We start from the raw sequence: 12463 nt of genomic DNA on the forward strand, positions 1-12463 counted from the left end.
AAAAATTATCCGAAATAATGAAAATATAACCAGATTATTAAAAACAATAAAATTGTGCGAAAAACAAATAACAGTTTTAAGGTTATACGATGTCTATCTGCTTTGAATATAGCATACCAGTTCATAGCATTTACGAAAAGCAAAGACCGGCAACAAAATTTCAAGGTTTCCCATCTGCTAAATTTTCTGGATTGCTCTACCCAATTATATTTAAGTTTTATAGCTTCTTTTGCAAAATTAAAATTCAATAATTTTTGATAATCAAAATTTAATACTAAATCAATTTCCATGGTTCCTAAGAGACTATGCTTATATCTAACTTTTCTCTTTATTTCTTTTTTTATTTTTTCTGTAGCTTTTTTTATGCCCCCTCCAATTGGTTTATCTAAAAAGAACAAAACAGATTCTATAGAATAAATAGCTGCTTTATCAGCCATTTTCAAACAAATTTTTGGAACAAACAAAGCTCCTAAAACAGAAGAAAGAGCGATATAGTATGGTATTAAAATGGCTTTGAATTTCTCCCACCAGTTTGCTTTAGCCCGAATTGTTTTTCTTATATCCCTTCCCCATAAAATCCTGCCCTCGTATTTCATTTTCTTAAAGAGCATAGATTGGGAAGCCACTAGTATTGCTCCCAATAATAAATCCTTTCTCTTTATTTTGCCTTCTACCCAATCTATGTCTGTTGGTCCGAAAACTTCATAGGGCACATAAAGTTTGGTCTTGGCTAAAACCTTTTTAACTTCATCTTTTTTATCACCAACAGAGCAGGATTCTTTGAGTTTTGTATCATATTTCTCATCTAATCTCCAAAATATCTTGTCTGTATATTCTTTTACCTCTTTCACTAATTCCGGCCTTTTAACCTGAATTATCAAATCTACATCGCTTATTCCTCTTTTCCATTCCCCTCTTGCCGCACTGCCAAACAGCAAAATAAAATCCAAATCTTCCTTAAATCTCTCTGCTAATTTTTTAGAAAATTCCTGTAAAAACCTTTGAATTCTTTGTTGCTCTTCCATAATTATACTTCAAATAAAATTTTAGCTTCTTTTATTAAAGAATTTAAGTTTTTTTCCGAAATTCCTGTTTGCTTTGAGAATTTCCGAGGATTAATTTTTAGAACATCTTTTGCTAAAATCACCTTTCTTTTAATAAAAACCTCAGCCAAGCCTTCCTTTAAAGAAGGCAAAATAGTTATAGGATAAAAACCGTTTTTATCAATTATATATTCCAGACCTCCTGATTTAGGGCATTTCCAGCCCAGAAGCTCAATCCCTGCGCATCTTGAATATTCAGCCGCTGCTTTGGTAAATTTAGCATTAGTAACCAAAATAGGCCTTACATTAAAGCCATTAAGCTCTTTTCTTTCAAATACATTTCCTTTTCTTATATCTAAAGTCTTAGCCCGATAAGCCAAAGCGGTTTCTGAATGAATACGTCCTTCTTCTAATAAAGATCTAAACTTACACTCGCCGACATAAACCAGATTTCCTTTTTTGGCCAAAAAATCGATTTCATATTTCAAGCAATCGCCCTGAAGATATTGATTTAATCTAACCTTATATCCTTGTCTGAAGAAAATTTCTCCAATAAATTTCTCAAAGGGAAAACCGCTGGGCCCCAATTTTTTCATTCCTTCTTTCAAAGAAAATTTTATTCCTAATTTAAGAGACTCTCGATTTAAAAGTTCTTTTATTCTTTTAAAAATCTCTGATGTTTTGATGCCAGGATAGGCTTCCATTTGAATAACTTGGCTAATCTCTCGGGCCAATTTCTTTGAAGCGCCCGCTTTCCTGGCGCTCCGATAAACTTTCCTTAAAGAAAACGGCTTTCTTTCCCCTCTGAAATTAATTACATAAATAGATTTTTCCATAAAAATAGATTATTGATTAACTTCAAAAATTTTATTTCGTTGTTCAAACCCTTTAACCAATTTTATCTTTGAGTGTGAAATATTAAAATATGAAGCCAAAGCATCTCTTACTGCTCTATTTGCTAAACCCTTTACTGGCTTCGCCTTAACCTTAATCTCAAAACTATCTTCTGATTTTTTAATTATCTCTTTCTTTTTTGAATTTGGAAAAACTTTAACCTTAATCAACATTTTTCCGGGTTAATCAAATATTCTTGTTTGGCGATAAAATTTTATCTTTAACTTAGCCAAATCAGAATTTTCTGAAACTTCAAAAATTTTGGCAAACTCTTTTCCCGTATCAGGAAGAATGCTTCCGCTAAACTTCTCTTCTTCCGATAGCCAGTAATTGGCTTTATAGGAAGAAGTAAATTTTCTTCCTTCTACATCAATAAAATAAACGGTTGAAAGGTTAATTGAATCTTTTCTTTTGTTCAATGCTTTTATTTTTACTTTCACGAACTTTCCCTCTGTTTCCAAATCCTTTATTCTTTTTAATTCCTCTTCATTAACAGGAGGAGACGCTATTTCTGCTGCTTTTAAGATATTTCCCATTTCCTCAACTTCTAAAATCTCGCAGCTAATGTTTTTTGACTCAACTGATTTTTCAGGCAGACAATTAATTTGAATGGTGTGAAATTTTTCCATTGAAACAAAAAACAAAAAAATTCCTCCAAAAACCAAAAGCACTCCCATTATTCCCCCTAAAATTCCGATTAGAAAAATTCTTTTTTCTTGATTTTCCATAATTTTAATTCTTAATCTGTGCTCGTTTAATCATAAATAGCACATTTTCATTAGCGTTTTTATACCTAATATCGATCTCTAGATGATGACTTTGCCAAACTCTAAAAACTTCATCAGCAAAGGATTGACCAATGGTATTAATATTCTTAAAATCAATAATTATTGTTCTAAATTTGTCCAATCCGCTAAGAACTCTTCGTGCTTGAGAACGCGAAATAAAAACATTATTCATCTGATAAAGGTCAACCGTCACTTCGGTTTTACTAAATTCAAATGTATTTCCGGCAAATTTCTTAAATATAGCATTTAAATTTTGCATAGCTTTTTTGCCAATTTCAAATCGTACTTTTGTCCCTTTAATTGCTTTTATGTCTTTAATAAAAATATCATTGAGCTGGTTGTCAATAATTAATTTTTTGGTTGAACTATTAATAATTAATTTATCAGCTACTTTTGAAGTAAAAAAAATGCCCTCGCCTGTATGTTCTTTAGGGACAGTGGTTTGTTTTCCTTTTAAAAGGTCCTGAATTGCTTCTAATTCGTTTTTTAATCCTCTTTTTTCCATCAAATTATTAAAAATACCTATTCCAAAATCAATCACTTCAAAATTGACGCTAAATTTATCTTTTTCCATTATAACAACTATTTCTTTTGAATTAGAGTGTTCAATAGCATTGTTTAACATCTCAGTAAAAGCGTAATCCAAAATAGAAACGATATTTTTTGGTAAATCCAAAAATATCCCGCAATCTTCCTTTATTTGATCTAAAATGTCAGATTCAGAAAGATTTTTGTTTTTAAGGATCCGCTTAATACTTAAAATTTCTCTTTTTGTTTTTCGGACAACACTCTTTCTTGCTTCAATATAGTGAGCCTGATTTGCTTTTCCAATTAAAGCAATTTTTTCCTGATTTACTAATTCCCTAAAGGATCTATTGATATAGGCGCGCGAAAACCCAGTTGCTTTAACTACATCAGCAACCTTAACTTTCTTATTCTTTTTTAGGTGTTTTAATATTAATGCTTTTATATCCATATTTTTTTAACTTTCTTGTCAGTTGACAACTTTATTGTATCCCCAAAATTCAAAGTTGTCAACAAGTTGTATACAATTTTAGTTGCTCCATAATCCATATTTCAATTCTACCAGAAAACTGCTTTCTTGGCGATAGGGCCTGTTAGGCACTCAATATCTAACACACACCAATCTATCCGATGTCAATCACCTTGTATTTTTTCTTGCCTTGAGGAGCATCAACTTCAATAATATCTCCTTTCTTTTTACCTAAAAGAGCTCCACCTAAAGGAGAATTAAATGAGATTTTACCTTTTAAAATATCTACTTCTTCTGTCTCGACAATCTGGAATTTTTCTTTTCTTCCTTCTAATTTTAAAGAAACAAAAGAACCTATTTGGCTTCTACCATTTTCTTTCTTTTCTATCACTTTAGCTTGGGCAATAATTTCTCTTAACTCTTTTATTTTTCCCTCAACAAATCCCTGTTTTTCTTTAGCTATATGATATCCAGCATTTTCTTTCAAATCGCCCTGAGAAGAAGTATGTTTTAGATCCTCTGAAACCTCTTTTCTTATAACTTTCTCTAGGTACTCCAGCTCTTTTTTTATTTTCTTCAAACCTTCCTGTGTTAAATATTTTGTCATATTTTTTCTTTATTATTCTAATTTAACTCATTTTTGGGATTTTAGCAATAAAAAAAATTGTTGAAGTTATGCCTCAACAATTAAATATGTTCTTTTTTATCTTCGCGCAAAGTCGCAGATGTCTTTGAAATCGCAAAAAGAGCATTGCCAGCCGGGTGTTGCTTTAAAATCGCTCTTTTTTATTTCCTCAATTTCCTTGATTATTTTCTCTTTCAACCGGTTTTTTTCTTTTTCAGAGCCCAGAAAAAATGTTTTCTTGTTGTCGTTTAGATAATAATAAATCAGTTCTTTTGGATCTATTTTGAAAATCTCTTCAGCCGCTATTTGATAAATTAATAATTGCTCTTTATCGTCTAATGATAATTTCTCTTTTGAACTTCCTGTTTTGTAATCAATAATCGCGGCTCCGCCTTGTTTCTCATCAATCCTGTCTATCCTGCCGCGCAAACTATTATCCCCTATTTTCAAGCTAAACGGAATTTCCAAAGCTAAAACATTGTTGATTTTTAAAATCTTTGGCTGTTTTTTTGAAAATTCGCTGTAAAAATCTTTAATTATTTTTTTACCGAGCTTGTAATACTCCTCTTTTTGTTTTTTATTTTCATACCATTCATCAATCCAGTTTTTCTCGTAAATTTTAACTAAATAGTCAAAATTTACGAGCCCTTCCGAAGTTTTTTCCCCATCAAAGCCAAATAAATTGCTTTGGTTTTTTATATTATTCTCATTGGCGTATTTTAAAAAGTCATATAAAGTGTTGTGCATTGCCTTTCCGAATGAAAACACTGCCTTGCCTTTTATTGGAATTTTTAAAATAAAAGCAAATTTGTACTGCAAAGGACATTTGCTGAAAGCCGCTAATTGCGAGAAAGAAAAATGTTCAGGCAGATAATCAGGACTTATTCTTGTCCTGCCAGCAGAAGCAACAGGTTTTACTTTTAATAACCCATTAACAGTTTCTCCGTCTTTCTCTTCTTTTTTATAGCCCATTTCTATTAAAAAACGCGACAATTTCTTTTTTCTCATGCCGCCGTAATCTTCGGCTGAAAAGAAATAAAGCTCTTTTTTAGCCCTGGTCATTGCCACATAGCAGATGCGCCTTTCTTCCTGCAAATGGATGTCGCCAGTCGGTTTTATGTCTTTAATCAATTCTTCGGGAAGTTCTATTAAATCTTTTCTTTCAATGGTCGGAAATCTTTTATCTACCATATTAACTAAAAAGACATACTTGAATTCCAAGCCCTTGGCTCCGTGAATGGTCATTATTTTTATCATATCAGGACCCTGTTCCGGATCAAATTCAAGCTTTCCCTCTTCACCAGATTCTATTTCCAAATTTATTTCCAGCATGAAATTACTCAAGCTTGGCTCAATTGTTGTTTCTTCAAAATTCTTTACTTTTTTATAAAATTGATTGAGCAAATCAAGCTGTTCTTTGGCTTCTAGCTTTATTAAATATTTCAGATAGCCTGAATCTTCAAGAAAAGCCACCAGTATTTCTGAAACTGTTTTTTCTTGCGCAAGGACGCTGTGTCTTTTAATCAAACTCAAAACAAAAGCGATTTTCTCCTGCGTTTTTTGGGAAACTCCTTGAATCAAAGCAAGCTCTTCCATTGCTTCATAAAGCGATTTTGTCCTTTTATGGCTGTATTGCGTAAGCTTTATTATGTCTTGCAAGGGAATTTCCAAAAACGGCATATTTAAAATCCTGTAAACAGCCGTGCTTTCATGATAATTGTCCAAAAGCTTAAAATATGAAATAATATCCAAAACCACGGGCTTTGAATAAAGCCCCTTTGAAGCTAAAAATTGATAAGGCAAACCAGCGCGTTCCAGCGCTTTGGTAAAAAGATTTGCCGCATCATTTGCCCTTACTAAAATCGCAAAATCATTATAAACGGCATCCTTATCCCTTTTAAGAATCTCTAAAATTTTCTTTATTGTTTTCCCGACTTCTTCATCTAAACTCTTGGCGAAAATATGTTCAATTATCCCGCTTCCTTTTTTCTGGGCAAGCAGTTTTTTATTAATTTTATTTACATATTCAAGCCGGTTTGGGTCGTTGGCTTTTATAAATTTGTAGGCTAAATCCAAAATATTCTGGCTAGACCTGTAATTTTTAACCAAAGAAATTTCTTTTGCCTTGGGAAAATCCTTTTTGAATTGTATGATATTTGAAAAAGACGCGCCCCTCCACTTATAAATTGATTGATCGTCGTCGGCGCAGACTGTCAGATTATTCTTTGGCTTTGCCAAAATCTTTATAAGTTCATACTGCGCCCAGTTTGTGTCCTGAAACTCATCAACTAAAATGTACTTGAATTTCCCCCTGTATTTTTTTAAAATCATGGGTCTTTTTTGAAAAAGTTTCAAACAATAATTAATTAAATCGCCAAAATCCAATGAGCTGTTTTCCAAAAGCAAGCGCTGATAAACATGATATGCGTTAGCGACTTCTTTTATTCTTTCTGATTCATTGCTTTCCGGCAAGTCAGTAAGATTGGTTTTCAGCTTATCCGCGTATTTTAAATAATCCTCGGGATAAATTGCCTGGTCTTTGCAATGAGAAAAATGCGAAATCAGAGCCTGGATAAATTTTGTCGGGTTGCCCAAGGGTTTGTAATAATCAAGTTCAAACTTGTCTAAATTCCGATAAACCAAAAGCCAGCCAGCAGTATTATCTAAAATTTTGAAATCAGCAGGCAAACCTATATCTAAGGCATAATCCCTTAAAATTCTTTCGCAGAAAGAATGAAAAGTGGAAATCCATAAATCCACATAACCAAAAGGTAAAAGCTTGTCAACCCTTTCCTCCATTTCTTCGGCTGCTTTTTCAGTAAAAGTAACAGCCAGGATTTCCTCTGTTTTAGCCTCTCCTCTTTCTATTAGATAAACGATTCTCTGAGTGATAACCGTTGTTTTTCCGGTCCCGGCGCCAGCGACAATTAAAAGCGGCCCATTGCCATAAACTACAGCTTTTCTTTGTTCTTCATTTAGTTTTTTTAAATCCAATGCCATTTTTTTTCCTTATTATTTTAATTTAACTCATTTTTGGAGTTTTATCAATCTTTCTCTCATTTATCAACAATCTATTTATTTGAATAGAGATAATCTTTATAATTCCCTAAATATGCTTTTAATTTCTTATTTTTAATTTCCCAAATATTATTACATACTTTATTGAGAATATAACGGTCATGGGAAACTAAAAGAATCGTACCCTTGTATTCTTTAAGCATATTAGTCACAACTTCTTTACTTGGAAGGTCTAAATGATTTGTTGGCTCGTCTAATACAAGAAAATTTGATTTTTGCAGTATTAATTCAGCCAAGGCAACTCTTGCCCGCTCTCCGCCGCTTAATTGATGAATTTTTTTAGCTGTCTGGTTTTGGGCAAACAAAAGACAGCCCAAAACATTTCTGATTTTTTCTTCATCGGATATTGTTTTAAACGCTACTTCTTCTAATATGCTTTTTTCCAGATCTAATTCTTCATGCGCTTGAGCGTAATAACCTATTTTTATTCCTTGCGTTATTTTTACTTTTCCAGCGACGCTCGGGCTCTCGCCAATAATGGTTTTTAACAAACTTGATTTTCCTGCTCCATTATTCCCTATAATGCCGATTTTATCTCCCCAATTTACTTCTATTCTGCCTTGTATTTCAAACAAAGGCGATTGCTCGTCTCCAACTATTAAATTATTAATTTCTAAAACCCTTGTGCAAGTTTTTTCTGCAATATCAAAATTGATTTTGATATCGCTGCTTGTTTTCGGTTTTTCTACTCGCTCTACTTTTGCTAATTGCTTAATCCTGCCCTGAACCTGTCCTGCTATTGCCGCCTTATATCTAAAACGGTCAATAAATTCCTGCTGCTTCTTGAAATACTTTTGCTGATTTTTATAATTCTTTTCTTGTATTCCAATACGTTTCTCTTTTTCTTTTATGTATTCGGAATAAGGGCAATAATATTTTTGCAATCCCTGCTTAGTTAATTCAAATGTCTTATCGCACATTTTATCCAAAAATAATCTATCGTGAGATACGCATATCATCGTTTTATTCCAATTTAATAAAAATTGTTCCAGCCATTCTATTGTTTTTAAGTCAAGATGATTAGTCGGCTCGTCTAAAATCAACAAATTAGGCTTAGACGCTAAAATTTTAGCCAACGCCAGCCTTGTCCTTTCTCCACCGCTTAATGTTTTAATTTTCCTTTGCAGATATTGTTCTGAAAAACCAAAATTTTCTAAAAGATTTTTTATCAATCCTTCGTAGCGAAGGCTGTCCAGTTTTAACATTTCCGCGCTTACTGAACGTATTTCCTCTAAAAGCGTGTTTTGAAGAGATTTCCAAAGGGTTTCTTGCGGCAAATATCCTATTTTGAGATTTTTATTTTTACTGATATCCCCTTCATCTGCTTCCTCTGTTCCTATAATTATTTTTAAAAGAGTGCTTTTGCCTATTCCATTTGCGCCTACAATAGCGATTCTGTCATTAGAATTTATTGTTAAATCAATATCAGAAAACAGATCCTCCTCTCTATAGGATTTTGAAATACCATGCAGAATCAATAAAGGATTTTTAATTTTTTCTGATTGGTTTTCGTAAAAAAATTTTGGAATTTTTATGTTATTTTTGTCCATAAAAAAACAGGGATTAAATAATTCAATACAATAGACGAATATATTAGTCGTTTTCGGCTATTTGCAATCAATTATTTCCCTGTTAAATCGCTCTCGTATATTCTATTGTTTGGATAAAAACTTTCATCATTGTTTATAATATACAAATTAAAAATTATGTCAATGTTTTTCTTCTCGAGCCGCTCGTTTCGCGCTGTTTTCGTCCAAAAATACTTTTCTTATCCGGATATTTTTGGGAGTAATTTCCACAAGCTCGTCATCGTTGATATAAACCAAGGCGTCTTCTAAATCCATGATTTTCGGTTCGTTAAAATGCTCGGTGACGCCATCGCCACGTGAACGCATATTAGAAAGCTGTTTTTCTTTGCAGACATTCACCCTGATATCTTCGCTTCTTGAATTCTGACCGACCACCTGGCCTTCATAAACTTTGATGCCAGGCCCCAAAAACAAAAACCCCCGGCTTTGAACGTTTCTCAATCCGTATAAATTGGTCATACCAGTTTCGTGAGCTACCAAAGAACCATGATTTCTTTCTTTCCAGCCGCCGGAATCCTTTTGATATTGATAAAAATTAGTATTAATAATACCCATGCCTTTAGTGTCAGTTAGAAATTCGCTCCTGTATCCAAAAAGGCCTCTGGTCGGAATGATAAATTCCAAAAAAACAATGCCGTCAATATTCTTCATATCAACCAACTCCCCTTTTCGGCTATTTAACTTTTGTATAACAGAACCATGGAATTTTTCCGGCACTTCAATGTAAACTTTTTCAAACGGAACCATTTTCTGTCCATCAATTTCCTTAACAATCACCTGAGGTCTGGAAACCTGCAATTCATAGCCCTCGCGGCGTATTCTTTCAATGAGAATAGCTAAATGCAGCTCTCCCCGTCCGGAAACCGTCCAACTGACGCTCGTTAATTCTTCAATTCTTAAAGCCACGTCGGTTTCCAATTCTTTATAGATCCTTGCTTTTACTTGGCGCGAAGTTGAAAACTGTCCTTCTTTGCCGGCAAACGGAGAATTATTGACCAAAAATGTCATTTTAACAGTCGGCTCTTCTATATTAATTATTGGCAGAGCTTTTGGATCTATAGGATCGGCAATTGTTTCCCCGATAGTCACGTCCGGTATTCCGGCTAAAGCCGCGATATCGCCTGCTGAAACCTCGGCTGCCTCCTTTCTGTTTAAGCCAGAAAAGGTCATTAAAGAAATTAAACGGTGTTTCTTTACCTGGCCGCGCTTGTTAATGTAGGTTATTTCCTGCCCGGATTTAATAACGCCGTTATGAACTCTGCCGATGCAAATTCTTCCCTTAAAATCGTCTCCAGAAATTGAAGTAACAAGCATCTGCAACGGCTTTTGCGGATCGCCTAATGGCGACGGAATATGCTTGAGAATCGCATCAAAAAGAGGGATAATATCAGTCATTTTATTAAGGTCGGGATCTATCCCCGCTTTGCCTTCTCTCCCAGAAGCATAAATTACAGGGAAATTCAAAGCGTTTTCGTCCGCGCTCAATTCTAAAAACAAATCAAGCGTCGCGTTTAAAGCAAAATCTATTCTCGCGCCGGCTTTATCTATTTTATTGATCACCACGATAATTTTATGGCCCATTTCAAGCGCTTTTTTCAAAACAAATCTGGTCTGATGCATGGGGCCGTCTTTTGCGTCAATTAACAGCAAACAACCATCCGCCATATTTAAAACTCTTTCCACCTCTCCGCCAAAATCCGCGTGGCCCGGAGTGTCAATGATATTGATTTTAGTCCCATTATAGTGAATCGCCGCATTTTTAGAAAAAATAGTGATACCTCTTTCCTTTTCCAACTCATTACTGTCCATTATGCATACTTGATTAGCCAAATCTTTCCCCAAGTCGCTTTTGGACTGGCGCAATAAAGCGTCAACCAGCGTGGTTTTTCCGTGGTCAACATGGGCAATAATAGCGATATTTCTGATATTAATTTTATCCATAATATTATTCAACAAATGTTAAGGCAACGCCTCTTTTATTGATACGGCCTGTTCTGCCGATGCGGTGCACGTAATCTTCGTAAGTTGCGGGCACGTCGTAATTAATCACATGGCTCACATCAGGGATATCAAGCCCCCGAGCCGCCACATCTGTTGCCACTAAAATACTGATATTGTCTTCCTTAAACGATTTTAAGGATCTAAGGCGGCTGGCATAGTTCTTGTCTCCGTGGATTGAATCAGCTTTAAAACCGTATCTCGCTAGATTGTTAGATAATCTTTCCACGCCGTACTTGGTTCTGCCAAAAATAAGCACTTTGCGGAATTCGTCTTTCGCCAATAAATTACAAAGTGTCCCTATCTTTCCTCTGCTTGAAACTCTAACTATGTCTTGATAAATGTTTTCCGGCGTATCTCCGGTTTTAACAAACACGGTAACAGGTTTGTTGAGAAATTCGTTAATGAGCAGCTCAGCTTCTCGGGTCATAGTCGCTAAAAAGCAAAGCGCGTGGCGCTTTGGAGGCATTAGAGACGTAATAAATTTTATATCCGCGATAAACCCCATATCCAGCATTCGGTCGGCTTCGTCTAAAATAATTGTGGAAAAAGCGGAAAGATTTATAAATCTCCGTTGGATCAAATCCTTTAATCTCCCCGGAGTGCCGATAATAAAATGATTGCGGTAATTTTTCAATTCGGAAATTTGGCTACGGATGGAAGTTCCGCCAACGCAGCAGGCGGAATAAATATTAATGCCGCGCGAAAAACTCTTAAACTCCTGGTTGATTTGTGTCGCCAGCTCGCGAGTAGGCGCGATAATCAGCACTTTTTCTCGAGGATTTAACAATACTTTCTGTATCAAAGGGATTAAAAAAGCGCCGGTTTTGCCAGTACCTGTATTGGCAATGCCCACCACGTCAAGGCCTTGTAAAACATGCTCAATGATTTTATCTTGAATGGGAGTGGGCGTTTTAAATCCTTTAGCCAGAATATTGGCTCTCAAACGCTGATCAATATTAAAATCTTGGAACTGGTGAGTCGGCGCGAAAACTTTCGCTTTTTGAGCAACAACGTTTTTGTTAATAAACCGATCAATGCTGATTTCCTTAGCAAAACCCGAGCGTCTTTTGCGAACGCCGAAGTTGGAATATTTGCGGAATGAATGTTTGTCAAAATGTCTTGTTACCATAAATAAAATAAAATGCCGCACAAAGTCTCGCGACATTACCCTTTCATCATACTAAATATACAACCTTTTGTCAATAAAAATCGTCCAACGATGGACTCTTTTATTTACTAGACCTCTCAGTGGCCTGCACTGAGCTTGTCGAAGTGCTGGCAACATCGGTCTAGAACTCGTATTTTAAGGGGAAAATTGGGGCTTTTTAGAGTGTCTCATTGACGTGTCTCAGTCAGGGCGTTTTGTTCAGGAAATGAGACAAATGAGACACTACTTAAGGGTATATTTGAGTGTCTCAAAATCTATGATTGTCCAAGTCCTGAAGAATTTT

General features: G+C 34.8%; 10 protein-coding genes. All 10 read right to left on the reverse strand.

The window, feature by feature from the left end; all coding sequences use genetic code 11:
* Positions 1-5: 5 nt before the first annotated feature.
* Positions 6-1025, reverse strand: a complete 1020-nt coding sequence (locus KAT95_00965; protein ID MCK4520424.1) for a nucleotidyltransferase domain-containing protein — start codon at positions 1023-1025, stop codon at positions 6-8.
* A gap of 2 nt (positions 1026-1027) precedes the next feature.
* Complete coding sequence (locus KAT95_00970; protein ID MCK4520425.1) at positions 1028-1879, reverse strand: restriction endonuclease; 852 nt, start codon at positions 1877-1879, stop codon at positions 1028-1030.
* 9 nt (positions 1880-1888) lie between these two features.
* Entirely contained in the window at positions 1889-2110 is a 222-nt protein-coding gene (locus tag KAT95_00975; GenBank protein MCK4520426.1) for a DUF167 domain-containing protein, read from the reverse strand.
* A 9-nt stretch (positions 2111-2119) separates the two neighbouring features.
* Complete coding sequence (locus KAT95_00980) at positions 2120-2665, reverse strand: hypothetical protein (protein ID MCK4520427.1); 546 nt, start codon at positions 2663-2665, stop codon at positions 2120-2122.
* A 4-nt stretch (positions 2666-2669) separates the two neighbouring features.
* Positions 2670-3701, reverse strand: coding sequence for a DUF4325 domain-containing protein (locus KAT95_00985; GenBank protein MCK4520428.1), 1032 nt, complete (start codon positions 3699-3701; stop codon positions 2670-2672).
* Positions 3702-3873: 172 nt separating this feature from the next.
* Positions 3874-4326: a transcription elongation factor GreA gene (greA, locus tag KAT95_00990; GenBank protein ID MCK4520429.1), complete on the reverse strand. Its 453-nt coding sequence runs from the start codon at positions 4324-4326 to the stop codon at positions 3874-3876.
* A 96-nt stretch (positions 4327-4422) separates the two neighbouring features.
* Entirely contained in the window at positions 4423-7344 is a 2922-nt protein-coding gene (locus tag KAT95_00995; GenBank protein MCK4520430.1) for a UvrD-helicase domain-containing protein, read from the reverse strand.
* Positions 7345-7415: 71 nt separating this feature from the next.
* The gene (locus tag KAT95_01000; protein ID MCK4520431.1) at positions 7416-8972 is read right to left on the reverse strand and encodes an ABC-F family ATP-binding cassette domain-containing protein; all 1557 of its coding nucleotides are present in this window, start codon (positions 8970-8972) and stop codon (positions 7416-7418) included.
* Positions 8973-9131: 159 nt separating this feature from the next.
* Positions 9132-10952: a translational GTPase TypA gene (gene typA / locus KAT95_01005; GenBank protein MCK4520432.1), complete on the reverse strand. Its 1821-nt coding sequence runs from the start codon at positions 10950-10952 to the stop codon at positions 9132-9134.
* A 4-nt stretch (positions 10953-10956) separates the two neighbouring features.
* Entirely contained in the window at positions 10957-12141 is a 1185-nt protein-coding gene (locus KAT95_01010; protein ID MCK4520433.1) for a DEAD/DEAH box helicase, read from the reverse strand.
* Positions 12142-12463 lie beyond the last annotated feature (322 nt).

Source organism: Candidatus Parcubacteria bacterium, from assembly GCA_023131895.1.
Classification (GTDB): Bacteria; Patescibacteriota; Minisyncoccia; order Minisyncoccales; family JAGMDC01; genus JAGLYZ01.

Excerpts from the sequence above, each read along its gene's own strand:
- KAT95_00970 (MCK4520425.1), bottom strand. The coding sequence starts at position 1,879 with ATGGAAAAATCTATTTATGTAATTAATTTCAGAGGGGAAAGAAAGCCG.
- KAT95_00980 (MCK4520427.1), bottom strand. The coding sequence starts at position 2,665 with ATGGAAAATCAAGAAAAAAGAATTTTTCTAATCGGAATTTTAGGGGGA.
- KAT95_00975 (MCK4520426.1), bottom strand. The coding sequence starts at position 2,110 with ATGTTGATTAAGGTTAAAGTTTTTCCAAATTCAAAAAAGAAAGAGATA.
- KAT95_00965 (MCK4520424.1), bottom strand. The coding sequence starts at position 1,025 with ATGGAAGAGCAACAAAGAATTCAAAGGTTTTTACAGGAATTTTCTAAA.
- KAT95_01000 (MCK4520431.1), bottom strand. The coding sequence starts at position 8,972 with ATGGACAAAAATAACATAAAAATTCCAAAATTTTTTTACGAAAACCAA.
- KAT95_01010 (MCK4520433.1), bottom strand. The coding sequence starts at position 12,141 with ATGGTAACAAGACATTTTGACAAACATTCATTCCGCAAATATTCCAAC.
- greA (MCK4520429.1), bottom strand. The coding sequence starts at position 4,326 with ATGACAAAATATTTAACACAGGAAGGTTTGAAGAAAATAAAAAAAGAG.
- KAT95_00995 (MCK4520430.1), bottom strand. The coding sequence starts at position 7,344 with ATGGCATTGGATTTAAAAAAACTAAATGAAGAACAAAGAAAAGCTGTA.
- typA (MCK4520432.1), bottom strand. The coding sequence starts at position 10,952 with ATGGATAAAATTAATATCAGAAATATCGCTATTATTGCCCATGTTGAC.
- KAT95_00985 (MCK4520428.1), bottom strand. The coding sequence starts at position 3,701 with ATGGATATAAAAGCATTAATATTAAAACACCTAAAAAAGAATAAGAAA.